We start from the raw sequence: 25,941 nt of genomic DNA, 5'->3' as shown, positions 1-25,941 counted from the left end.
ATAGGAATTAAATAATTTTTTCAAATAAAATATTTTCAATTAAAAAAGCTACTGAATAAAATCAGTAGCCTTTTGGATTAAACTTTATTTATGGCAATTTATTTCTTTTTTCCATCTTTTATACAATCAAGTATTATCAATGCCTCTAGCTTCTTTGGTTTTTTCCTTCTTATTTATAAAAACCACTTACGACTCATGTAATTATCAATATGATAATCATTTTTATCATATTGATAATTGTTCCATCCCTATTTAATTACATATTTCACAAAGATTTTCTCCGTAATTATCAATATGATAACTAGGAATCTAGTTTTCTATAAAGAGTTGCTATTCCTATTCCTAGTTTTTTTGCTGCCAATTTCTTTCCTTCTGTAGTTTCTCCGTATATCCTCAAAGCTTTTTCTATATAATCCTTTTCTATTTCTCTAAGTGTTTTTATATTTTCTTCATTTACATGAGGTAAGGATTCATTATTTAAGATATTTTCCGGTAACAAATCCTTAGTCAAAGTTCCAATACCACTGGCTATATTTACCATATACTCAATAGTATTTTGAAGTTCTCTTACATTTCCAGGCCAAGGATAATTCAATAGAATCTCTTTGCATTCCTTATCTATATCATGAATATACTTGTCAAATAGAACATTATATTTATCTACTAATTTATTCAATATTAATTCCACATCTCCCTGTCTTTCTCTTAAAGGAGGGACTTCTATGGGAATTACATTTAATCTATAAAATAAATCTTCTCTAAATTTATTTTCCTTAATTCTTTCTTCTAAATTAAGATTAGTTGCTGCAATAACTCGTATATCTAAATCTATGGCTTGATTAGAACCTATTCTTGTTACTGTTCTTTCTTGAAGAACCCTTAAAAGCTTTACCTGCATATATAAAGGCATATCCCCTATTTCATCTAAAAGTATTACGCCTCCATTTGCCAATTCAAACTTTCCTATTTTACCATTTGGGTTTGCTCCAGTAAAGGCTCCCTTCACATATCCAAATAATTCTGATTCCATTAAAGCTTCAGGCATAGCACTACAGTTTACAGCTACAAAGGGTTTGTGTCTCCTATCACTTAGGTCGTGAATTGCCCTTGCCACTAATTCTTTTCCAGTGCCACTTTCTCCACTTATTAATACTGTAGATTGAGATGGTGCTATTCTCTTTATCTTTTCTTTTAGTATTGTCATAGCTGGAGACTCTCCGATTATGGAGTTTAAATCTATTCTTTTCTCACTGGTAGTTATTTTATTAATATCTGAACTAATTTTCTCCATATTGTTGAATATAAATACTTTAGAATATTCCTTAGATATTGAGTGAATAGGTATAATATTACCTACTAAGAAAAAACTTTTCCTATTTATTTTCAGCTCGTAAAGCTCTCCACCCATTATATATTCATATTTGTCCATGATTCTAATTTGTTCCCCTAAATCTTTTGGAGAAAGTCCTAGTTCTCTCATGGCACTATTATTTAACATAGTCATTTTATTTTGCTCATCTAATACAATAACTCCTTTATCTATATTGTTTAGTACCTTTCCCAAGACCTCAGTTCTTTCTTCCCGCATTATGGACTCATTATATTGATACACCTTAGAGGATATAAAGTCACCTATTTGATACAAAAATTTCATTTGAGTCTCTAAATCCTCTAGGATATGTGCTTTCTGCTCATCAGTGGAACATACTAAACCAATTACTCCTATTATATTCTCTTCATAAATAAGAGGAGTTGAGATTTCAAGTTTCTCTATACAAGTTTCTTTTTGAACACAATCTATACATATCTGATTTTCTCGAGGGTTCTCTATTATTTGAGGTTTCCCTGTTTCTATTACCTTCCTATATACCGAACCCTCATTTAGTACACCTATTTGATCCTTCAATATACCCGTTCCTGCAACTCTTTTCATATTTTCATCTACAATTTCCACATCTACTTTTATTGCATTAGATATTATCTCTGCATATTTTCGTACATCCTCTTTAATTCTTTCTAATAATGAAGCCATAAATCTCCTCCTACTAATAAAACATCTTACTCTTTATATTTGAAATAACTATATTTTCTATTCCTCTATTCAATAGATTTGCTCTTATTTCTATTGCTTCTTTTATTAAATTTTCTTTATTGGCTTTATTTAGTAAAAGAATTTTTTCACCCTTAGCTGATTTAAATATCCCCTCTTTCTCTAAAACCAATCTTATTATAATATCTGCTTTGATTATATCAGATAATTTTGTATTTGTAATCTTGGTAAAGATTTCAGGTCTATGGACATTTTCTTCATTTATAGCTCTTCCTAAAGAATCTAGTCCTATGACTCCTATGGTTTTTGTGGTATTTTTTGTGATTACTGGCTCATATGTCTCTGGAGCCTTAATAGGCTTCTTCTTGGCACCATCTGCCTCTATTAATATAAAATCAAATACTCTTTTTTCTATTATTTCATCTAACTTTTCTAAAGATACTCCTATTAGCTTTTCTCCTACTATTTTCTGTCCAAATATGGTTATGGTTCCATCAGTTGGTTGGAAGTCCTTTATATCTTCTAGGAAAAAACAATCATATTCTTTTTCATCTGGATTATATATGGCCGTTGTTGTTGTAATAAGCACTTTTTTATTTAATGATTTTAATTCTTTTGCCAACTGAAATATAGTCGTAGTCTTACCACCACCACCTACAACTGAAATTACTTCTCCATTGTTTAAATCTAGTTTTAGTATATTATATATCATCACTTTATCACCATTTCTATTTTATAGTCCTATTCTTAACTATACTATACTAAATATAAGTTAATTAATCTGTATTAATTTTACTTATTTAACTTATCATTATGATATAATCATATAGTAAACTTATGTAATATAGGAGGAAATTTATGAAAACAAATATTTATGTACTATGTGGCGGAAAATCCGTTGAACACGATATATCTTTAAGATCTGCATCAGCTATAATTAATGCTATAGATAGAGAAAAATATAATGTTTATCCAATCTACATTACTAACGGAGGCGTATGGTGTAATTTAGGATTGTGGGAAAATAAAATTGAAAGTCCAGATGAATTAAGAAGTATAAGTTCATCTACAGTATCCTTGTCCATGGGAGAGTTTTTAACCAATATATTAAAGGCAGATGAAGACAATTTAGTTTTTCCAGCTCTTCATGGTCCTAATGGAGAAGATGGTACTGTCCAAGGATTCTTAGAACTATTAAATATTCCATATGTAGGAAATGGAGTTTTATCTTCTTCAGTTGCTATGGATAAAGTAGTGACAAAGGACTTATTAACAAAATATAATATTCCTCAAGTAAAATACACTTCTTTTAAACTACATAGTTGGAAGGAAAATGAAGAAAAATCCTATGAAGAAGTAGAAAAAGAAATTGGTTATCCTTGTTATATAAAACCATCTAATGGTGGGTCTAGTGTAGGAATTAGCGTGGCAAGAAACCGTGAAGAACTTGTAAACTCTTTTAAAGAAGCTTTTCTTTATGACTCTAAAATAATCATTGAAGCAGAAATAGTAGCTCGAGAAATGCAGGTTTCTGTAGTGGGAAATCATAATCCTAAAGCATCAGTTCCTGGTGAATTTATTATGGAAAGACCTTTTTTTGACTATAATGCTAAATATATAGATGGGAAACTTATACCTGTAGTCCCTGCAAGACTTACACCAGAAATAACAGACCTAGTTTGCAGAACTGCTGAAAAAACCTTTAAGGTTTTAAATTGTAGCGGTTTAGCTCGTGTAGATATATTTGTTACAGATAATAATGAAATCTTTGTAAACGAAATAAATACTATGCCTGGATTTACAGCTGTAAGTATGACTCCTGTTCTATGGAAAGCTACTGATGGTACTACTTATGGAGAATTAGTAGAAAGATTAATTAGATTAGGTCTTGAGAGATATAACGAGAGAAAAGTCTTAGTAAATAAGAGGTGAATAAAGTGATAACAAGAAGTTTAAAAGAAATAGAAACTATGTGTAGTGGAACAGGATTAAAAGATAAATACAATGATATTGTAATTAAGGGAGTTTGCACTGATTCAAGAAATATAACCCATGGTCAGCTATTTATTCCCTTAATAGGGGAAAACTTCAACGGCCATGATTTCATTACTATGGCAATAGGAAAAGGTGCTGTTGCTTGTATATGGAGCAAAGATGAGACCATGCCTGATTTGGATTTTCCTTTTATATTAGTTGAAGACACTACAAAGGCTTTACAGGAATTAGCAAAGTCTTATCGTAGTCAGCTAAATACAAAAGTAATTGGTATTACTGGAAGTAATGGAAAGACTTCTACTAAGGACATATTAGCAGGTCTTTTAAAGACTCAATATAAGACTCATAAAACCTTAGGAAACTTCAACAATTATATTGGACTTCCTTTAACTATTTTATCTATGGATGAAGACACTGAAATGGCTGTACTTGAAATGGGTATGGATAACTTTGGGCAAATAGAGCTTTTAACTTCTATTGCTAGACCTGATGCAGCAGTTATTACCAATATAGGTGAAGCCCACCTAGAGGATTTAAAAACTAGAGAAAATATTGCTAAGGCAAAGCTTGAAATTTTAAAAGGATTAAAACCTAATGATTTTTTTCTATACTATGGTGATGAGTCCCTTCTAAAGAAGGAAATGAATAATATTTCTATAGATTATAATATAAAGACATTTGGCAATGATTCATCTAATGATTATCAGCCTGAAATATTATTTGTAAATGAAACTGGAGACTCTTTTTACTTAAAGGAGCCTAAATCTCCAGAGTTCTTTATACCAATGTTAGGAGAACATCAAGTACTTAATGCAACTGCTGCCATAGCTGTAGCAAGATATTTTGGTATTTCTTATGAAAATATTGAAAAAGGATTATTAAATATCGAAAAAACTGGAATGAGAAACGAATTGATAAAAGGAAATAACATTACAATCTTAAATGATTCTTATAAATCAAATCCTTCTTCTGTTTTAGTAGCTTTAAGTACCATGTACTTTATGAAAGGATATGACCAAAAAATCGTTGTACTTGGAGACATGCAGGGTTTAGGTGATGACGAAATCAATATGCACAAGGAAATTGGACTTAAAATTGATTCAGGTAAAATTGACTATGTATTTACTTATGGTCCTCTTTCCAAACATATTGCAGAATCAGCAGTTTTAAATTTTGGAAAAGATAAGGTATATTCCTTTGAATCCCTTGACCATAAGAACAAGTTAATAGAAAAAATTAAAGAGGTTATAAAACCGAATTCCTTAATTTTAACAAAAGCTTCTAGGGCATTGGCAATGGAAGAAGTCGTTGAAAATTTAATAGGCTCCTAAGGAGCCTATTTTTTACACTTTATTATTTCTATGATGTCTCCTTCTTTTATAAGACCCCCTTTTATAACTTTTGTAAATATCCCTTCCTTTGGCATTACACACTTGCCTACTTTTTGAGCAATCTCACATCCTGTATGACACTCTTTACCTATTTGTGTTACTTCTTGAATAGTCTCTCCTATGACTAATTTTGTTCCCACTGGTAATTCATATAGAATTATTCCTTCGGTAGTTATGTTTTCTGCAAATATTCCAGGTACTAAACCTTCTACACCTTGTTTTGTCATTTTTTCAAAGCTTTCTATACCCAATAAACTTACTTGTCTATGCCAATTTCCTCCATGGGCATCATTTTCTAAGCCAAAATCTTCCACAAATATTCCTTCTTTTATTGGAGTTTTAACTACTCCTTTTTCATTTGAAATATTTATAGACAATACTTTTCCTTTTAATTCGTTTGACATATAAACCCCCGACTTTCCACCAGTTTTTTTAACTAATCTTATATCACTAATTATCATGCTTTTATCTATGGCTTTACACATATCATATATGGTTAAACAAGTAATGGATACTGCTGTCAAAGCTTCCATTTCCACCCCAGTTTTTCCTGTAGTTCGGGTTTCTGCCTCTATTTCTATACAATCATCCATTATATCAAATCTAATATCTGCACCAGTTAAAAGTATACTATGACACATAGGAATTAATTCACTTGTCCTTTTAGCTCCCATTATTCCGCCAATTTGAGCCACAGACAAAACATCACCTTTTTTTATAAGGCCTTCTCTTATTTTTTGTATTGTGTCTATTTTCATCTTGATTTTGCCTCGAGCCACAGCCGTTCTCTTAGTATCTTCCTTATCTCCTACTTCTACCATATGGGCTCTGCCATATTCATTAAAATGAGTAAATTCCATACTTACCCTCCTATTTGGTTCATATTTCTTTTTATATATTCTCCATCTTCTAAATGATGGGACTCTTCTTTTTTTCCTATGGACTCTATTATTAGCTTCTTTATATCTTGTCCACTATTTAAGGCTTCTCTTATATCTATTTCAATATCTGAATGTAGACATAGCTTTAGTCGTCCTTGGGAAGTCAGTCTAACTCTATTACAGTTTTCACAAAACTTACAGGATATTGGATTTATTATACCTACCTTGCCTTTTCCATTTGGAAGTTTATAATAAACAGCAGGAGAAGATATATCTTCCCTTGGAACTGGTAGAAGACTACCTACCTTTTCCAATACTCTATTGTTAGAAATAAAGTTTTCTTTAGCCCAGCTTGCAGCTTCACCTATGGGCATCAACTCAATAAATCTTAAATCTATATTTTCTCTTTCTGTTAATCCAACTAAGGACTCTATTTCATCATCATTAAATCCACCTATTAAAACAGTATTTATTTTTATGGGAGTTAGGCCTACTTTCTTAGCCTCTTCTATGCCTTCTAATATCCTATGAAGATTTCCTCCTCTAGTTATGGTTCTATACTTGTCCTCATCTAATGTATCCAGACTAATATTTACTCTATTTAATCCTGCATCTTTTAAATCCTTTGCATATTCTTTTAAGAGAATACCATTAGTAGTCATAGCAATATCTTTAACTCCATAAAGCTTCGATACTTTAGATATAAGCTCTACTATTCCCTTTCTTACAAGAGGCTCTCCTCCTGTAAATCTTATTTTATTTATACCTAGTTCTACAAATATTTCTATTATTTCATATAGTTCTTCTAATGTCAAAATTTCATCATGGGAAAATTTAGAAATTCCGTCTTCAGGCATACAATACTTGCATCTTAGATTACATCTATCAGTTAGTGAAATCCTAAGATAATTTATTTCCCTTCCAAAAGAGTCCTTCATTTAATCACCTTTTCTTTAGATTTCCATGTGCTAATTATATTATAACTCTATTAAAGGTTTCTTTCCAGTATCTTAATAATGGCAAGAAATAAAACCCCGTAAATTACGAGGTTTTACTTTTATATATCTTATTTTTGGGACTTATGACCCTGTTTAAAAACTCAACATAATACTTTGTAAAAGGCAGAAAGATTATGGCATTTATTATATTAAACAAGGAATGGGAATTGGCTATATAAGCTGATATATTTGCATTAGGCTGAAAATACTCTGTTCCACTTACAATAATCTTCATAAACAAAGGCAGCATAATTAAAACAAATACTACTCCAACTATATTATATAATGTATGAGCCCAAGCAGTTCTTCTAGCATTTATATTACCTGTCAAACTTGATACTTGTGCTGTAATACAAGTTCCTATATTATCTCCCAATACTATATAGATAGCAGTCTTCAAATCTAGAAGTCCTCCTTGTCCTAGTACCATTACTAGTCCAATTGTCCCTGTACTGCTATGAACCATGGCTGTAGTCAAAACTCCTAAAAGAATACCTACTATGGGATTTGTCGCATAATCAGTAAAGAAATACTTCAAAAATTCATTATTCTGCATATATGGGATTCCATCATTTAAAATCTTAAGACCTAAAAATAACATTCCAAACCCCATTAAGGATTGACCTATATTTTTTATACTCTTATTTTTCACAGATTGATTTATCGCAAATCCTATTCCAAGTATAGGTAATGCCAAATCCGTTAGTTCAAACTTAAAGCTAAATGCCATAAGTTGTGCTGATACTGTGGTTCCTATATTTGCACCATAAATAATTCCTATGGCCTGGGAAAGATTCAATACTCCAGAGTTTACAAATCCAACTGTTAGAACTGTAATGGCTGTACTACTTTGGACTATACCTGTCACTATGGTCCCTACTAAAAAAGCACTCCATACATTTCCAGTTAAAGATGTAAGAATCTTTTTCATAGTTTTTCCTGCATTTTTTTCAATTCCATCACTCATCATATCAACGCCATACATTAAAAGAGCCGTTCCTCCAATAATGCCGAATATCAACTCTATCATTCTATACCTCCATCATTAGTATTTACTACCTATGATACTTATAATTATATGATAGAGTTTTTTTTATATAACTTAATCTAAATTATCTTCCTTCTGTTTCAATAATAAATCTGCACAATAGTTGATTATATCGCTTCTCTTTATAATTCCTATAAATATTCCCTGATCATCTACTACTGGAACAAAGTTTTGATTCTTTGCAAGTAAAATCAAATCTTCCATATTTGCACTTATGGAAACTGTATGACTCTCTGTACGTCTTTGAACATCTTTAATTGGTATTTTACTTGTGCCATCAACTGTGAGGTCATCTGTATTTTTAATTTTCCAAAGTAAATCACCTTCAGTAATAACACCAACATATTTACCTTTTTTGTCAATAAGGGGTATTGCTGTATACCTATGATGTTCCATTTTTTCTAAGGCTTGACGCATTGTAGCATTTATTGTCTCATAAACTATTTCGCTTTTGGGCGTTAGGAAAAATGCTATATTCATATTAATCCCCTTTTCATTAAAATTTTTAACTTCCTTACTTATTTTATATCTTCACAGGATAATATTCAACTGCAAGTCTCAGTATCCTATATTAAAATTCTATTATATCCTTTATAACTTCTCCAGCAATAATAAGTCCTACTACTGATGGGACAAATGCTACACTTCCTGGAATTTGTCGTCTTGCAGTACATTTTCGCTGTGTACCTGAAGGGCAAACACATTTAGTATTACAATTATCTTCTTCATTTTCTATGGGTTTTAGTGCTGGTTCCTGTGAATAGACTACCTTTAAAGAATCTATTCCTCTTTTTCTTAATTCAGAACGCATGGCACGAGCTAAAGGACATATACTTGTCTTATATATATCTGTCACTTGAAACTTAGTTGGGTCAAGTTTGTTTCCTGCACCCATGGAACTAATAATATGGGTATTACATTTCTTTGCTCTTTCTATTAACATCAACTTAGATGATACAGTATCTATAGCATCTACTATATAATCATACTTAGATAAATCAAATTCATCTGCATTGTCTTTTCCATAAAAGGTCTGATGTATTTCTACATTTACCTTTGGATTTATTTCCAATATTCTATCTCTCATGACTTCAACTTTATTTTTTCCTATGGTTTTTCTTGTGGCTATTAATTGTCTATTTATATTTGTTAAACATACTTTATCATCATCTATTATAGAAATATTGCCTACTCCACTTCTCACTAAAGCTTCTACAGTAAATGAGCCTACTCCACCTACTCCAAATACTGCAATAGATGAGTTTCTTAGTTTATCTACACCTTCAGTTCCAAGTAAAAGTTCTGTTCTTGAAAATTCGTTCATCTATTTCTCTCCTTAATCCAGTTTCTAATTTAAAAATCCCACATTAAAGTTGGATTCAATAATATTATACTACTTAATCAAAAGTATATCTATATATGATTATAAAAATGAGTCTATTAGTACATTAGTATTATTTTCCTTCAAAAGGTACTATCTCTATGGTTTCAATGACTACATCTTTTATTGGCTCCATATTTAGAGGGTCTATTTCTAAGTTGTTGATTTCCATTACAGTGTCTATTCCATAAAATACTTGTGCAAAGATTGTATATTCTCCATCTAAAGCAGATATTCCTCCCAGTGCCTCATAGGCATCGATTATATCTTTAGACTGTCCATCTTCATCCATTTCTCTCATCATTTCAAAATATTCTTCTTCTAGTCCCTTCCTATATACAATATAAAAAGTACTTCTGTTTTTATTTGGCTCAACTTTCGCTAGTCCCACTGCCCCTGTAATATGAACATAATTTTCGTCAAATTCATCATCAAAAGGATCTCCAAATATGCTTTTTCCCTTTTCATAGTCCTTATGTTTTCCTGATTGAATAAGATAGTTTGGTTCTATTCTAGTAATTTTTATGCCATCATAAAACCCTTCTTTGGCTAAAGTTGTAAAATTTCCAACTGCCATAGGTGCTATATCTGGAAATAACCTTATTTTCATAACTCCCATATTTGTTGTAATTACAGCTATTTCTTCTCCTACCTCTGGCATTTGAACCTGTTCTAGCTTTAATTCTCCAATCTCTGTATAACCATTTACTACCTGTCCTGTATTATCTTTCTTGCAGCTACTTAATATCATAGTTAATATTAAAATAATAAATATTAAATTCTTCCTTTTCATTGACTTTACCACCTTTTATTATTCTCTTGAACCTAAAAAGTCCTTATGAATAAATTTTTTGTAGCTTATTACAAATAATACTATTGCCATTATACTATTTAACATTATTCCTAATAAATAATTGGAATTATTATTTACTTCTATGACATCTTTAATATATAAATATGAATAAGGGTAGATTAGATTAATTATGGAATGTCTTGAAACAAAGTTTTTTAGTATAAAAGCTAATCCTATGATCATAGTGGAAAAACCTAAAGTTTTCCCGCTTGAATCGGTTATAATAGATATTCCTAAAGTCAGCACTATGGTAAAAAGTAAAATTGGAAATAGTAATATAAAGCCTCTTATTACATAGTTTACTAAGGATAATATCATATATTGACCTTGATTATTGAAAGCTAATTTATTTATGGCTTCTGTTGTAACAAATGGATAATTCATATTTCCTACTCCATGGATAATACTTACCATGGCAAAATTAAATATAGCCCCTACTACAACAAGTATTGTAGATATAATGATTATTGAAACTACTTTACCGAAAAATATTTGATTTCTTTTATACGGTTGAGTATATGATAACTTATAACTTCCCTCTTCAACCTCTGATAGATAAATATCCATAGATAATAAAACTATAATTATCATTATAATAATAAGATTATTTCCATCTAAAAACCTTACTAATGAATTTGCTCCAGTCATAGTATATGGATTGATAATTGGCTGTATTTCATTATCTAATATATACTGGTTAATATATATCCCCTTATGTAGATCATCCATGGTAAAATTGTTTTCATTCAAAAACTCTTCTTTAATATTATTTTCTTCTATGTTTTTTATTATATCTCTGTATCTTGAGTTCTGTGTAGATACTATTCTTTCATAAGTTTTTGGATTATCTTCCTCATATACAGATGATATAAGAATTAGTTTTAGCCTTTCTCCTGAATAAAATTTTATTTCTCTTTCTAATTCTTCTCGCTTCTGCAGACTTAAATCTTCAAACTTTTCTAACATCAACTGATTAGATGCCAGAATTGAACCTGCTCTTTTATATTTTCCTTCATAAAATTTTGCAGTGTCTCTCATGTATATATCATATTGTTTTGAATTATAATAATTAATACCTAATAAATATGCGAACAATAGAATTATAATAAGGATATTCTTTCTGCTCTTAAAGAACTTATATATTTCATTTCTTATTATCTTATTCATCTCCATACACTTCCTTATATACTGCTTCTACATCAATACTCTCCTTATGTATATCTAATATCTTAATCTTTACTTTTATAAATTCTTGCAAAATAATATCCAGTTCTTCTTGATTATCTAATTCTACTTTTATGGTATCAGTAGATATTTTTTCTGCCTTACCTATTTTAATTTCTTCAGTTAGTATCTTATATGCCCTATCATTGTCATTTACTTGAAATATATATCTATATCTTTGTTCTAAACTTTTAGGTGTCTCAATGATTTTTCCTTTATTTATACATATGATTCTATCTGCTAGTTTTTCCACTTCTCCCAATTGGTGAGAAGAAAATAATATGGACATATCCTCTTCTTTAATCAATTTTTGTATTGTATTTCTTAGATGTATAATTCCTGTTGGATCTAACCCACTTGTTGGTTCATCTAATATAATGAATCTAGGTTTACTCATAATGGCTATTCCTAAACCCAATCTTTGCTTCATACCCATAGAATATCCAGAAACCTTTCTATCTAGTGCCTCTCCTATTTCTGTAAATTCATAAATTTCTTCTACTCTTTCCTTTGAAATATTTCTCAACTTTGCTATCATATTTATATTTTCTCTTCCTGTCATATCTTGATAAAGTCCAGGATTTTCTATTAAGGCTGCTTGTGATTCCAATGCCTTTTCTCTGTTTTTAAATAAATCATATCCATTAATTTTTATTTCACCACTATCTGGATAAATTAAATTACATATACATTTCATAGTAGTAGACTTTCCTGCACCATTTGGTCCTATAAATCCTACTATTTCATTTGGTTTTACATATAATGAAACATCATCTAGTACCTTCTTTTTACCATAAGTTTTATTTAGGTTTTTCACTTCTACTACATAATTTGCCCCCATATTTATCCCTCCATTAAATTTACTTCCTTCTATTTTACTCCTTCAAATGGTACAATCTCTATAGTTTCAATGATTACATCTTTTATTGGTGCATCGTTTAGAGGGTCCATTTCTACTTTGTTTATTTCCATTAAAGTATCTATTCCATAAAACACCTGTGCAAAGATTGTATAATTTCCATCTAGTCGAGGTATCCCTCCCAGTACTTCATAGGCATCTATTCTGTCTTTAGACTGTCCACCTTCGTCCATTTGCCTCATCATTTCTATATAATCTTGTTTTAGCCCACCTTGTGATATAATATAGAAGGTACTACCATGTCTACTACTACCTCCAAATTTAGTAAGTCCCACTGCACCTGTTATATGAACATAATTTTCGTCAAATTCATCTTCAAAAAAATCTCCAAAGATACTCTTACCTTTTCCATAGTCCTTATGCTTCCCAGACTGAATAAGGTTATCAAGAATTATTCTAGTAATTTTTATGCCATCATAAAACCCTTCTTTGGCTAAAGTTGTAAAATTTTCAACTGCCATAGGTGCCACATCTGGAAATAACCTTAGTTTCATAACTCCCATATTGGTTGTAATTACAGCTATTTCTTCTCCTACTTCTGGCATTTGAAGTTGTTCTAATTTTAATTCTCCAATCTGTGTATATCCATTTACTATTTGTCCTGTATTATCTTTCTTACAACTACTCAATATCGTAGTTAATATTAAAATAACAAATATTAAATTCTTCCTTTTCATTGAATTTACCACCTTTTATTAAATTTCCTTTCTTCTAAAATATCTACAACCTAATATTAATAATATGGCTGTGGTGACAAATAGGACAATAACACTTACAAGCCCTGTAACATTATAGGTTCCTATAATAATTCTTGAAGCATTTTCCATGGTAAAAGGACTTAGATTTAAATTTTTATCATATTTAAAAGGACTACTTACTGATATTCCTATGGCAAATATAACTGTTCCTATAGCAAAGCTTATAATTTCTTTATTTATTATGGCAGATATAAGCTGTACTAAAGCTACGCAAAATCCTACAAATAATATGGTTAGTAATAGAACCATAAACAAGTATTTATAGAATTCAATTACATCCATATTCTTATGCTCATATACCTGTATAGCATTATGTTTATGAATTGGTGCAACATAGTTAAAATTATGAAACTCAAGTCTAAGGTTTCCGATTCCTATTTCTTTCTTTAAAGTGTCAAAATAGTTAGGTACTGGTATAAAACTACTCATAATACCCTTAAAATAAATGGCAGGATATTTCATAGATACAAAACCATTTGTAAATCCTAATATGGTACTTATAAGTATTCCAGGAGTAAAAATTACAAATAACACATGAATAACCCCACTTATCCACTTGCTTATATAATACTTCCATCTGCTGATGGACTGAGTAATGACTAATTTTAAGCTACCAGTATTTTTCTCCTTATTTATACTATTATAAATAAATAGTATAGGTATAAGGATTATTACTGTGGGGATAATTTTAAAAAGATATTCATAAAGATATGTAATATTATTGGTATCATCTAAGTAGATTGGCTCTAAATCATTTTTATATAATTGATAATAATATTTTGATACCAATAGAAAGGTATCTCCAATTTTATCAATTTGCTTAACAGGAGTAAAATCTACATCTTCATAAACTATTCCATCACTAACATCATCCCACATATCTATTACTTTTTTATAAAAGATATTATTTAAAATATAGTCCTGACGTACAGAATAAGCTTTTGACATCAAAAGATTATAAAATGCACTCAATCTATTTAGTTCTTCTATATTATTTTCCCTATCAGCATTAATTATATCTTCTTCTGTTTCTATTAAAGTAATCGTTGCTTGATATGCTTTAGGATAAAGAGTTTTCCAGTCTTCAAAAGAATTTATATTTGTAGCACCTTGCAATAAATAATAATAGGGATTATGTCCTTTAAAGAACCTACTCTCTCTAACTTTTTTTGTTTCTGATATATGTAATATAGACATAATGCACAATGCCAATATGATAAAGTAGGTCAATGGACTTCTTAGCTTTTGCTTTAAATCCATCTTTATTAGTGTAAGCATAAGTATTCCTCCTTTAGATATTTTTGATATATGAATCTATATAAAATCGACGCAAAATTGATTTAATTCATATTTAAATTATTTTTATACTTATTATTAAACATCTTGTTCTACTCTAGTTATTAATCCACCGCCTTTGGTAGACCCTTGATATAGATGAGACTCCACCACATAAACATTCTCACCTGGACTACAACTGTACTTACAACTACAGGAAGCTGCTGCCTTCTGTACTGAATTTCTTATATCTTTCTCTTTAATAGTTAATTTTCTCATTTATATACCCCCGTTTATTTTTAGTGTTTTTTGCGTCGATTCTATAACCAAATCTATTATAATATTAAAGTATATATACTATTTATATTTTGAAATGAGCCTTTTAATATCTCTTCTTCTGTTAAAGATGAATTATAGTTTTTCTTTATATGAAAATATAAGTATAACAATTCTTCAGCTGTTAAATAAAATGGTTCAGAAAACAGAGATTTATCTGTATTTCTCAAAACTAAATCTATATCTTTCTTAAAAAACATGGCTATATCATTACACAATCTTACTTTTAATTCCTCCAAATCATTCACTCCTTATGAAAATCTTTCAATTATATTATTTATTAAAATATTTACATTTTCTTTTTGATTTAAATTAGTCAGATTGATGCCATCATTATCTCTATTTTTAAATATTATTTGTTCAATATTATTCTCTGATGTATATAATGGAATATCACTGGCATCATCATCACTGCCAGTATCATGTATAGAGTTAGTTATATTTATTGTATCAATATTCTTTCCTACTAAATTCTTAAAATATTGATTAATATTATCTATATATTCTCTATCTGCCATTATATAAGGTATAGTTAGTATGAAGTAATCTGGTGGAAGAGTTTGGGCTATCATATATGTATAGATGCCGAAGCTATTATAGAAACTATCACTGTATCTCATCATGCCTTTTGGAATATCCATGATTATAATATCTGGCTTTTCAACATAATCAATAGCTTGTACTAATCTGTTAAGTAACATGATTTGATTTTCTGGAAATTCATTATTTCCCATAAATCCATCTGGATAAAAGTGAGAGCCAAATAATTTTCCATCTGCTTCTTTTGTAATTAATGCTACATTATAATCAAGTTTTTCCAACTCTAATTTGAGGCGCAGGGATATATCAAAGCTATCTATGGTTTCTATCAATCCTCCAACATATACTACAGGTACTTTTGGAATATATATAGGAAGGTTTAATTCTTTATACCTAGCTGTTACTTTTTCTATATGATTTATATCTTCTAAATCATATGATATATATAATTCATATTCTCTTAGTATCGTTTTTATCTCTTCATTTTTTCCCAAGTATACTATCTCTATTTTTTCTTTTTTACATCTATCTATAATTAGAAGCAGTTCGTCTTTACATAGTTCTAAATTTATATGAGATGATATAATTAATGTATCATAATTACTATATTCAATTGGTTCTATTGCTTGTACTACTTTTCCCAATTCTCCTCTATTTACTACATATGAAATATCTTTATTAACAAGTCCTGTACCATAAGGCGCAGTAATATCTATATCTTCACTGTATAATAGTAGTACTTTAACTAATCCATAATCTTTATGGCTATATGGGTAAAACAAATATCTTTTCTTATCTATCATATTTATCTCCTCATTCCATAATTATTTCACTGATTATTTCTCTTCCTATTAGATTTTTATGAAAATTATATCTAACATTTCTACATTTGCTTTTTATTTGCTCATCGTTAGAAGACTTAGAACCATGGGATTGAACACATAATGTACAGTATCTAAATGCAAAGCAATTTCTACAATTTTCAATAATGGAATCTGCTATATTTATTATTTTTTCTGTTTTTGCCAAATTAAACCCATCTTGTACATTCCCTATACAATTAGACTCAATATTTTCACTGACTCTTTCACAAGGAAATAATAATCCATCTACATTTACCATTAATCTAGTATTTCCTGGAATACATGGTCCTGAGGGACAATTTATATTACCCAATGTAGATTGTTCCACAGGTTGTTCCCATAAATCATTAATTGATTGAGTAAACATACTTCTATATAGCTTATTATTAATGTCTATCTCTCCTAAATAATATAAATGTAACAAAAACTTGGCATAATTATAATCATTGCTAAACTTCTCCGTGGACATATACTTCTCTTCCTTATAGTCATCTTCTACTAAGGAAGACCTAATTGTAATATTGTTTAATATTGGATATTCTTCAAAAAGTAATTTATACTTTTCAAAATCCTGGGTAGGATCTATTACCATATTTATAGTCATTTTTTTAGAAAGTCTTTTATAATTTTCTTCTATATATATGATGTTTTCTATTACTATATCGAATACACTTTTATTACTATCTATAAACTTTCTATTTTTATCATTTAACTCTTTTGGACCATCTAAACTCATTACAATTTGGAAATCTTCCTTGTCAAAAAATTCTAATATTTCATTAGATATTAAAGTTCCATTAGTTGTAATTGTGTAATTTACTTCTTTTCCTCGGAAAATTTCTTTACAGTAATTTACAGCCTCTTTTATTAAATCAAACTCTACCAAGGGTTCTCCACCATAAAATCCTACAGAAACTCTACTACTATCCACTGAATTATCTCTTAAAATAAGTAATCCTTTTTTAATTGTTTCAATATCAATTTTCTTATTTCCATGAAGTCTATAAGTACCATCGTTGGATGTATATGGACAATATGAACACCTTAAGTTGCACCCATGGGTTAACTGAATGGTTAACATACTTAATTTTCTCTTCAAATATAAATCTAAATTGTCTGTAGATGGATGTTTTATTTTTTCTACTCTATTATCCGACAAGTATCCCCTGTCTTTAAGCTCTTTTATCTCCTCTTCATACTTTTCATTAATAATAAAGTTTTCATAATCATATATCATGGTATCTAAATATGTATGTAGATTAGGTTCAATCATTATACTTTGATTTTTATTTACATCATAGAAATAATAATTCTTAGGTGTCTCAAAAAGATGAATAAATGGTTTCATACAAATTCCCCCTTGTATAATGATGATATAGTCAATAAGACTATTCATCTTTTACTCATCTTTTTTATCAATATCTTTTCATATCCGATAATAGAAGAAGGTGTCCTTCCTTCATCAGATATTATCTAACTTATTTAACATGTCTGACGGTTCCTAGTAGATTCCCGACTGATCATAATATATAATCCTTAAGGATAGGACAAATAATGTATTCCCCCTTGGGATGTCAGTTAAACTGACCTATATATAAATGATAATATAGAAATGTAAGAAAATGATCATTTAAGAATGTACTAATTATGACTATGTATAGTATAATTACCAATATTAAAATTGGAGGTAATTATGATTATACAACTAGATATTCATTCAGAAATAGAAATAGATAACTTAGAAGAGCTTCATAAATTAAAGTTTATTATGGAGGAAAACAATTTGAAAGTGAACAAAAGTCAAATAGCAAGAGAACTTGGAGTTGATCCACGTACTGTGGATAAATATTTGAAAGGATATGTGAAATCTACTACTAGAAATCGTAAATCTAAAATAGACTCTTTTGAACCTATTATTAAAAAGCTTCTTAGCAAAGATTCTATTCAAATATTTTATTATAAACGTATTTTATGGCAATATCTTAAAGACAATTATGGATTAGATTGTGCTCAATCTTCTTTTAGAAGATATATTTCTAATCATCCAGAATTCAATCAATATTTTAGTAGTAGAAAAAAAGGACATTTATCGAAGGCTGCGCCGAGTATGAGATATGAAACAGATAAAGGTAAACAAGCACAGTTAGATTGGAAGGAAAATATAGAATTTGTTTTAAATACAGGAGAGATTATAAATATAAATATTTTTGTATTGATACTTTCGTATTCAAGATTTAGAGTATATAGATTATCTCTTGATAAAACTCAAGACATATTATTTTCTTTTTTAGATGAGTCATTTGAAGCCTTTGGAGGAGTTCCGAAGGAACTATTAACGGACAATATGAAAACTGTTATGGACGAGCCTAGAACTAATTATTCTAAAGGTAAAGTAAATAATAAATTTCAACAATTTGCGAAGGATTATGGTTTTGAAGTTCATCCCTGCGTAGCAGGCAGGCCAAATACCAAAGCTAAAGTAGAGGCTCCAATGAAATTGCTCGATGAAATAAGAGCATATAATGGTACATTAAATTACGAACAACTACATAAACTTGTCTCAGATTTAAATAACAGAATTAATAGTAGATGTCATACATCCACAGGGAAAATACCAATATTACATTTAAACAAAGAAAAAGATTTCTTATCAGTACTCCCTAAAGAACAGATAAGAAATCATTACAAAATATCCACCACATCTGTTAAAGTAAATAGTCAAAGCATGATTTCGTATAAATCAAACCAATATTCTGTACCACCAGAATACATAGGTAAGAGACTAAAACTTCAAGTATATGATGGTCAAATACATTTGTATTATAACACAAATTTAATTACTATTCATGCAATACAGAATCAAAAATTAAATTATCATACTGAACATTATGCTGAAATTAGCGCTTTAACCTTTAACAGAAGTTCATACGAAATGATTGAAAAAGCTAAAGAAAATTTAAATTTGATAGGAGAAGTATATAAAAATGAATAGTACATATACACAACTTATAAAAAACTTAGAATACTTAAAAATGAAACAAATGATTAATCATTTAGATGAAGTTATTGATTTCTCAACTAAAAATAACTTATCATTTGTTGATGCTCTTATTAAGCTTACAACTTATGAGATAGACTTTAAGGAAACAAATATGATTAAATCTATGGTTAAAGTAGGAGCATTTCCTCATAAAAAAGAAATTAAAGATTTTGATTTTGACTTTCAGCCTAGCATTAATAAAGATCAAATACTAGATTTTCTAACATTACGTTTTTTAAATACTCAAGAAAATATCGTTTTTTTAGGCTCTAGTGGAGTTGGGAAAACCCATCTTGCAACATCCATAGGAATTGCGGCAGCAAAACGTAGGTATAGCACGTATTTTATTAAGTGCCATGATTTATTGCAACAATTAAAACGTGCAAATTTAGAAAATCGATTAGATGCCAGGCTTAAACATTTTAGTAAATATAAACTTTTAATAATAGATGAATTAGGCTATCTACCGATAGATAAGGAAGATTCTAAATTATTTTTTCAGCTCATCGATATGAGATATGAGAAAAAAAGCACAATTTTAACAACAAATATAAATTTCAATGCATGGGATGATATCTTTTATGACCCTGTCATAGCTAACGCTATCTTAGATAGAATTTTACATCATGCCCATGTAATTCCTATCAATGGAAAATCATATCGTTTAAAAGATCATATTAAAGAAGAAGATGAGTAAAAGCTACATTCTTAAATGATCAAAAAGTTACATTTTAATATTGACATTTATACTATACCCGTAATTTAGTCAATTAGTCCATTCAATGAGGTTTTATGATTCGGCTGGTTGGGAGCCTCAGGCTATACCTGTATAACTCGCAAGGTTGTGTACTCATTAGATGGAAATGGATTCCTATTAGAAAGGAGCTGGTGCTCATGTCAAACATTTTATTTAACAATTTATTTATTTCTGTTGGTATTGATGTTGGTGCAGATTTTAGCTTTATGTCTATTGCACTTCCTAACCAAACACTTATGGGTAAACCTTTTAAAATCATACATTCTGATTTAAATTCCCTATCTATGGCTGTTTCTAAAATCAAAGAAGCAGAAGAGATGTATTCTTTGGAAAGTCGCATTTTCCTTGAATCCACGGGAATTTATCATTACCCACTCTTCTGCTATCTTCGTGATAAGGGATTTTTGGTATCCATCATTAATCCTATCATCACTAAGAATAGCACAAATATTAATATTAGGAAAGTCCATAATGATAAATTTGATTCACAAAAAATTGCTTTACTTGGATTGAAACCAGATTTAAAGGTTTCTCTTATTCCATCAGATCTTGTTCTTGATTTAAGAAATCTTTCAAGAGAGTATTATGATTTAATGGATAACCGTTCTGCTTATATCAGCAAGCTTCAAGGAGAACTTCGAATGGTATTCCCACAGTATCTTAAAATTTTCTCTAAAATCACTGTAAATACAGCTTTAACTTTATTAGAGAATTTTACTTCTCCTGATGCATTTCTAAATGCTTCTAAAGATGAAATTATTACTTTTATACGCTCTACTGCTCGTTTTGGCATCGCTTATGCTGAAAAAAAGTATAACGCAATTATTAAAGCAGCTAATGAGGCTAAAGCTTTTGGTTATGCTGTAGATAGTAATTTTAAACGTATTCTTTTATATATCCGCTTTATCCGTCAGTATGATGAGGAAATTCAATCTATACTTACTGATATGCATACATTAGTGGAAGCCAATGAAGATACTGAATTTGTAAAACAAATACATCTTATCGAATCCTTTAAAGGCGCAGGGTTTCTTTCAGCTGTGAGTTTAATGTGCGAAATTGGTGATTTCTCTGCATTTAAATCTCCTAAACAACTTTTTGCTTATTTCGGTTTAGACCCATCGGTTAATCAATCGGGCAACTTTGAAGGTACTAAAATATCTATGTCAAAACGTGGTTCTCGTGTTGCCAGAAGGGTCCTTCATACAATGGCCCTGATCAATATTAGCAGGAACAAGGATGGAACTGCCAAAAATCCAGTATTGCGTGATTATTACTTGAAGAAATGTCAATCAAAACCTAAAATGGTTGCCCTTGGTGCCATTATGCATAAGGTTTGCAATATTGTATTTGCAATACTTCGTGACGAAAAAGAGTTTGAAATTATCACACCTGAGGACCATCAGATGAATTACTTAAAAGCGAGATGCGACATCGCTGCATAATGTAATTCTATATTTTAAACTTCAGTTTTTTGATAACCTTTCAAAAGGCTTATTAAAGTTACCCATTTTTAGTCCTACCAATTATATCAAATATCTTTTAATTATCTATTGACAATTCTTAGCTGGACTTAAATAACCTTTTATCTAATTTCACTTTGTTTCTTAAATAAAATAGTTGATTAACTATATTGTTTCTGGATTCCCAATAGTTCAATATACTCCTCACAAGTGTTCATAAGCCTTTCATGACTATTGTCATCTATTATTACACCTTTAGAAAAGACAATAACTCGAGGATTTAGTATTGCAATGTTTTCAACTCTATGAGTAATAAATATTCCTATTTTATTTTTACTCCTTTGATTTACTAATGAAAATACCTCCTTTTCAGTTATTGGGTCTAAAGAAGCTGTAGGTTCATCTAACACATAAATATCTGCATCTTTTATAAATGCTCTGCCTATGGCTATTCTTTGCCACTGTCCCTTAGATAATTCCTCACCTTCAAACCACCTTCCCATTTGGGTATCTATTTTCTCTGAAAACATATCAATTTTGTTTCGTAACTTTATTTCTTCTAAAACTTGCATTATTTTTTCATCATTGTACAATTCTTTTATGTTTCCAAATCCAATATTTTCTCTTAGGGTCATTTCATATTTATTAAAATCTTGAAATATAATTCCCATTCTTTGTCTCAAACTCTCTAGATTTATTTTTCTTAGTTCTATTCCATTTACTAATATTTCCCCTTCATAGTTATCATAGAATCCACATAAGAGTTTAATAAATGTAGTTTTTCCTGAACCATTTTCACCAACTATGCCTATAAGTTCGCCTTTTTTTATCTTGACGTTTATATTTGAAATTGTAAAGCTACTTGAACCTTCATATTTATAATAAACATTTTTAAATTCAATTTCTTTGATTTCTTCTATTTCTATTGTCTCCCTATTATCTCTTTCTATCTCTAAATCTAATAATTTATAAAACTCCTCTACATATAAAATATCATTATATATTTCTGAGATACTATTTAGAAATCCTCCTATATTTGATTGTATAGTACTCAAACTATCTATATAAGATACTGTGTCTCCTACTAGGATTTTTCCTATGACTGCCATTGCTACAACTTTAAATATAATAAATAAACTGATTAGCTCCTCTATTAGACTCAATCCTAATAGCCACAATGTCCTTATCTTAGTAATATTTAAATCTTGATGTTGTATTTTTCTCTTTATATCAGAGAACATACTTGTTAAATACGACCCTATATTATATACCTTTACCTCTTTACAAGCTATGTCATTAGTAAGTAAATAACTTATATATGTAGTCTTACGTTCCTCATTTATCCTTCCCATTCTCATCTTATAATTTTTATATCCTATTTTTGTATTTATTATGGTAGATATTATTGGTGTAATAAATATTAACAAGAATATATATGAATTCCAAGAAATAATTATTGTGGCTATTGACACTATTGAAGATATTTGTATTATTACAGAAAGTATGTTTTTATATGTAGTATAAACTTTAAACTTCCCTTCCATTTCAGCTCTTGCTAATATATTATAAATTTCAGAATTTTCAAAGTCCTGTAACTCTAATTTCTCACATTTTCCTAAAATATCCATACTCATATTATAGTCTATCTTCAACTGATGTCTTGAATTTACATAATTACTTATAGATTGTATCAATAGTATCAAAATATTGATTAAAGCATAAATAAATAATGTACTTAGAAAATTATTACCTTTACCTGTACTTGATTCAACTATTCCATTAATTAATATTTTTGTTGCCCATATAGACATGGCGGATGTAAATCCTGTTAATATTGTAAATGCTAAAATCATGATAAAGTCTAATGGTGATACATTATATACATATTTTATTATTCTTTTTATTGATTCTTTAGTTCTTTTAGACCTATTATTACTCATATTATTTCTCCCAATAGTATTATATTTACTGTTCATTCCATAATAAGGTTACATAACATGATATCAAACTTATAATTCTCACTCAATGAATTTAGTACGACACTTTTCGACATTTGTGTTTTTTTGCCCTATTATGAATTATTTAAATATTAATTGTTAGTAACCAAATGTCCAAATTTATTAGAATTTGGACTTATTGGGTTATTGTTAAATTTAGATTTTACCTTCTGCTGGTGATACAATCTTTCTAAAATTTAATACAACATTGATTTTATTTAAAATTATATTAGCACAATTTTCTAAAGATTTGTTAATTATTGTACCAATAGTATGTATTTTTGTACCAATGGTAAAATAACGGGGCTGTTTCAAAATATAGTTTCTAAATAAAAAAGTTTAGAAAAGTCTAAGCTTTATTTTCTGTACTCTAAATTAATCTACAAAAGTATATTTAATATTTATAGAAATTTATATAACTTAGTTGTCAACTTTGACATAGAAAAAGAGGCGTTTCATAACTGATTTATCAATTATGAAACAACCCCTTACCTCTAAAATCCTTATTACATATTTTTATTTTAATCTATCTTTTTTAAATAACCTATTAAATCCTCTTGAGTATTTAAATTAATAAACATATCCCAATTTGGACTAAACTCCCTTGCTTTACTTCCTTCTACATATTTAATATTTAATTCTTTTAATAGAGAATTAATGGACCTTCGTTGATTTAGCAGATGTTTTTCAATATTTTCTATAATTCCTTTAGAGTAGAAACCATTAAAAGGTTCTACTAATTCTCCATATTTAGTAACACTTCCATCTATATTTTCATTTCCTATAAATTCTTTCATATATCTAATATAGTCCAAATTAATATGAGGCATATCACAGGCAACTACAAAGGCATATCTTGATGAGGAAAGTTTTAAACCTGCATGTATTCCGCTTAGAGGACCTTTGCCTTCTATTATATCTTTAGTTACTATATACTGATTTTTATAATATCCTTCTGGCTTATTAGTGACTATAATTATTTCTTTAAATTCTTCCTTTAGCTTATTTATTACTATATCCATTAATCTATCTTGATTGACTTCTATAAACTGTTTATCAAAACCCATTCTGGAACTTTTACCTCCAGCTAATATTATGGCTGTTCCAAAGCTTTTCATTTTATCACCTTTTGATATAATATTTGTTCTTTAATTATAATATCATATATATTTATAGATATGTAGTGTCCTTTACTATATTATATTTGCAAATGCCTTTACTATAATCTATAATTATATATAATTAATTATCTAATTGTAATGGGAGTTGGTAATATGTCCAACAATTTCAACGATAAACTAGATTATCATATTAAGGTTACAATATTTTTAAATGATTCAATATTTGGTCCTGGCATTGCTAAAATTATGGAGTTAGTCAAAGATACTAATAGTCTGTCAGAAGCATATAGAATTATGGGATTATCTTCTAGTAAAGGTTGGAAGATTATAAAGAAAGCAGAGGAAAGTTTAGGGTTTCCTTTATTTATAACTACTAGAGGCGGCAGTGGAGGAGGTAAATCTCAACTTTCCAAAGAAGGTGAAGAATTACTAAACAAATATGAAACCTTTATATCTAAATTAAATATAGAAGGAGATAAACTTTTTAAGGAAATCTTCTTAAATAATAAATAAAACCAATTCCAGCTGGAATTGGTTTTATTTATTATCTTTATTTTCTAGCACATTCAGAGGCTTCGCCCTTTAGTATTTCTAATCCATGATGAACTGAGTCTAATATATAGTCTAAAGATTCCTTTACAGCCTTAGGGCTTCCAGGTAAATTTATTATTAGAGTTTGATTTCTTATACCTGATACTCCTCTAGATAACATTGCCCTTGGTGTGATTTGGAGACTATACTGTCTTATGGCTTCAGATATACCATTTGCCATTCTATTGCAAGCCTTTATAGTAGCTTCTGGAGTTACATCTCTAGGACTAAATCCTGTTCCACCAGTTGTTAATATTAAATCTACCTTCAATTCATCGGACATAAATATGATTTCTTCTAAAATTAGCTTTTCTTCATCTGGTACTATAGTTTTTCTTTCAACTTTATAGTCCTTCACTTCTACTATTTCAGCAATTAGGCTTCCTGATTTATCTTCTCTTTCTCCTAATGCTCCTTTGTCACTTGCAGTTATTATTCCAACTTTAAACATAGAAATCAC

25 protein-coding genes and 2 pseudogenes are annotated in these 25,941 nt (G+C 29.2%); 6 read left to right on the top strand and 21 right to left on the bottom strand.

The genetic code is table 11. The features are described from left to right. Positions 1–301: 301 nt before the first annotated feature. On the bottom strand, positions 302–2,032 hold the full coding sequence (locus tag KQI41_RS02090) for a sigma-54-dependent Fis family transcriptional regulator (RefSeq protein ID WP_216584743.1): 1,731 nt from the start codon (positions 2,030–2,032) through the stop codon (positions 302–304). Positions 2,033–2,045: 13 nt separating this feature from the next. Then, the gene (yqeC, locus tag KQI41_RS02085; RefSeq protein ID WP_216584742.1) at positions 2,046–2,762 is read right to left on the bottom strand and encodes a selenium cofactor biosynthesis protein YqeC; all 717 of its coding nucleotides are present in this window, start codon (positions 2,760–2,762) and stop codon (positions 2,046–2,048) included. A gap of 146 nt (positions 2,763–2,908) precedes the next feature. On the opposite strand from yqeC, the gene KQI41_RS02080 reads away from it, so the two are divergent. Beyond that, the gene (locus KQI41_RS02080) at positions 2,909–3,982 is read left to right on the top strand and encodes a D-alanine--D-alanine ligase family protein (protein WP_216584741.1); all 1,074 of its coding nucleotides are present in this window, start codon (positions 2,909–2,911) and stop codon (positions 3,980–3,982) included. 5 nt (positions 3,983–3,987) lie between these two features. Beyond that, positions 3,988–5,376: a UDP-N-acetylmuramoyl-tripeptide--D-alanyl-D-alanine ligase gene (locus KQI41_RS02075; protein WP_216584740.1), complete on the top strand. Its 1,389-nt coding sequence runs from the start codon at positions 3,988–3,990 to the stop codon at positions 5,374–5,376. A gap of 5 nt (positions 5,377–5,381) precedes the next feature. Here KQI41_RS02075 and KQI41_RS18830 read toward each other — a convergent pair whose 3' ends face one another. From KQI41_RS18830 to KQI41_RS02005, 15 genes and pseudogenes are all read right to left on the bottom strand, one after another. Continuing rightward, entirely contained in the window at positions 5,382–5,840 is a 459-nt protein-coding gene (locus KQI41_RS18830) for an MOSC domain-containing protein (protein ID WP_244971128.1), read from the bottom strand. Between the two features lie 6 nt (positions 5,841–5,846). Further along, a pseudogene (gene moaC, locus KQI41_RS18825) lies at positions 5,847–6,296 on the bottom strand (cyclic pyranopterin monophosphate synthase MoaC); the annotation flags it as partial. A gap of 2 nt (positions 6,297–6,298) precedes the next feature. After that, positions 6,299–7,255: a GTP 3',8-cyclase MoaA gene (moaA, locus tag KQI41_RS02065; protein ID WP_216584738.1), complete on the bottom strand. Its 957-nt coding sequence runs from the start codon at positions 7,253–7,255 to the stop codon at positions 6,299–6,301. A gap of 103 nt (positions 7,256–7,358) precedes the next feature. After that, positions 7,359–8,345, bottom strand: coding sequence for a Na/Pi cotransporter family protein (locus KQI41_RS02060; protein ID WP_216584737.1), 987 nt, complete (start codon positions 8,343–8,345; stop codon positions 7,359–7,361). A gap of 72 nt (positions 8,346–8,417) precedes the next feature. After that, positions 8,418–8,843 (bottom strand): CBS domain-containing protein, encoded by a 426-nt coding sequence (locus tag KQI41_RS02055; RefSeq protein ID WP_154441876.1) that lies wholly within the window; start codon positions 8,841–8,843, stop codon positions 8,418–8,420. Between the two features lie 91 nt (positions 8,844–8,934). Next, on the bottom strand, positions 8,935–9,687 hold the full coding sequence (locus KQI41_RS02050; RefSeq protein ID WP_216584736.1) for a tRNA threonylcarbamoyladenosine dehydratase: 753 nt from the start codon (positions 9,685–9,687) through the stop codon (positions 8,935–8,937). Between the two features lie 130 nt (positions 9,688–9,817). Beyond that, positions 9,818–10,537 (bottom strand): peptidylprolyl isomerase, encoded by a 720-nt coding sequence (locus KQI41_RS02045; RefSeq protein ID WP_216584735.1) that lies wholly within the window; start codon positions 10,535–10,537, stop codon positions 9,818–9,820. 18 nt (positions 10,538–10,555) lie between these two features. After that, positions 10,556–11,764, bottom strand: a complete 1,209-nt coding sequence (locus KQI41_RS02040) for an ABC transporter permease subunit (RefSeq protein ID WP_216584734.1) — start codon at positions 11,762–11,764, stop codon at positions 10,556–10,558. Further along, entirely contained in the window at positions 11,757–12,662 is a 906-nt protein-coding gene (locus KQI41_RS02035; protein ID WP_216584733.1) for an ABC transporter ATP-binding protein, read from the bottom strand. The genes KQI41_RS02040 and KQI41_RS02035 overlap by 8 nt, the downstream gene beginning before the upstream one ends. A 29-nt stretch (positions 12,663–12,691) precedes the next feature. Then, positions 12,692–13,417: a peptidylprolyl isomerase gene (locus KQI41_RS02030; protein WP_216584732.1), complete on the bottom strand. Its 726-nt coding sequence runs from the start codon at positions 13,415–13,417 to the stop codon at positions 12,692–12,694. Between the two features lie 18 nt (positions 13,418–13,435). Beyond that, positions 13,436–14,776, bottom strand: coding sequence for an ABC transporter permease (locus KQI41_RS02025; RefSeq protein ID WP_216584731.1), 1,341 nt, complete (start codon positions 14,774–14,776; stop codon positions 13,436–13,438). 96 nt (positions 14,777–14,872) lie between these two features. Next, on the bottom strand, positions 14,873–15,052 hold the full coding sequence (locus tag KQI41_RS02020) for a hypothetical protein (RefSeq protein WP_216584730.1): 180 nt from the start codon (positions 15,050–15,052) through the stop codon (positions 14,873–14,875). Between the two features lie 56 nt (positions 15,053–15,108). Then, a complete protein-coding gene (locus KQI41_RS02015) occupies positions 15,109–15,348 on the bottom strand; it encodes a hypothetical protein (protein ID WP_216584729.1) in 240 nt (79 codons plus the stop codon). A 12-nt stretch (positions 15,349–15,360) separates the two neighbouring features. Further along, positions 15,361–16,452: a P-loop NTPase family protein gene (locus KQI41_RS02010; RefSeq protein ID WP_216584728.1), complete on the bottom strand. Its 1,092-nt coding sequence runs from the start codon at positions 16,450–16,452 to the stop codon at positions 15,361–15,363. 10 nt (positions 16,453–16,462) lie between these two features. Further along, complete coding sequence (locus KQI41_RS02005) at positions 16,463–17,860, bottom strand: radical SAM protein (RefSeq protein ID WP_216584727.1); 1,398 nt, start codon at positions 17,858–17,860, stop codon at positions 16,463–16,465. Positions 17,861–18,205: 345 nt separating this feature from the next. Between KQI41_RS02005 and istA the strand changes: the two are divergent. From istA to KQI41_RS01990, 3 genes and pseudogenes are all read left to right on the top strand, one after another. Beyond that, positions 18,206–19,494: pseudogene (gene istA / locus KQI41_RS02000) on the top strand (IS21 family transposase). A 2-nt stretch (positions 19,495–19,496) separates the two neighbouring features. Further along, the gene (gene istB, locus KQI41_RS01995; RefSeq protein WP_216584725.1) at positions 19,497–20,249 is read left to right on the top strand and encodes an IS21-like element helper ATPase IstB; all 753 of its coding nucleotides are present in this window, start codon (positions 19,497–19,499) and stop codon (positions 20,247–20,249) included. Positions 20,250–20,446: 197 nt separating this feature from the next. Next, complete coding sequence (locus KQI41_RS01990) at positions 20,447–21,754, top strand: IS110 family RNA-guided transposase (protein WP_216584724.1); 1,308 nt, start codon at positions 20,447–20,449, stop codon at positions 21,752–21,754. 179 nt (positions 21,755–21,933) lie between these two features. Here the strand turns inward: KQI41_RS01990 and KQI41_RS01985 are convergent, their stop codons facing one another. From KQI41_RS01985 to mobA, 3 genes are all read right to left on the bottom strand, one after another. Next, entirely contained in the window at positions 21,934–23,712 is a 1,779-nt protein-coding gene (locus KQI41_RS01985) for an ABC transporter ATP-binding protein (protein WP_216584723.1), read from the bottom strand. Positions 23,713–23,925: 213 nt separating this feature from the next. Beyond that, a complete protein-coding gene (locus KQI41_RS01980) occupies positions 23,926–24,084 on the bottom strand; it encodes a hypothetical protein (protein ID WP_216584722.1) in 159 nt (52 codons plus the stop codon). A 206-nt stretch (positions 24,085–24,290) separates the two neighbouring features. Beyond that, positions 24,291–24,887 (bottom strand): molybdenum cofactor guanylyltransferase, encoded by a 597-nt coding sequence (mobA, locus tag KQI41_RS01975; protein ID WP_216584721.1) that lies wholly within the window; start codon positions 24,885–24,887, stop codon positions 24,291–24,293. 156 nt (positions 24,888–25,043) lie between these two features. Between mobA and KQI41_RS01970 the strand changes: the two genes are divergently transcribed. After that, positions 25,044–25,403: a winged helix-turn-helix domain-containing protein gene (locus KQI41_RS01970; RefSeq protein ID WP_216584720.1), complete on the top strand. Its 360-nt coding sequence runs from the start codon at positions 25,044–25,046 to the stop codon at positions 25,401–25,403. A gap of 37 nt (positions 25,404–25,440) precedes the next feature. On the opposite strand, the gene KQI41_RS01965 is transcribed toward KQI41_RS01970, so the two are convergent. Then, positions 25,441–25,932, bottom strand: a complete 492-nt coding sequence (locus KQI41_RS01965; RefSeq protein WP_154442271.1) for a MogA/MoaB family molybdenum cofactor biosynthesis protein — start codon at positions 25,930–25,932, stop codon at positions 25,441–25,443. Between the last annotated feature and the right edge of the window lie 9 nt (positions 25,933–25,941).

Origin of the sequence: Tissierella pigra (genome assembly GCF_018917845.1) — a bacterium.
Taxonomy (GTDB): domain Bacteria; phylum Bacillota; class Clostridia; order Tissierellales; family Tissierellaceae; genus Tissierella; species Tissierella pigra.
Note: the sequence above shows the minus strand (reverse complement) of the source record. Positions and strands in the feature narration are given on the sequence as shown.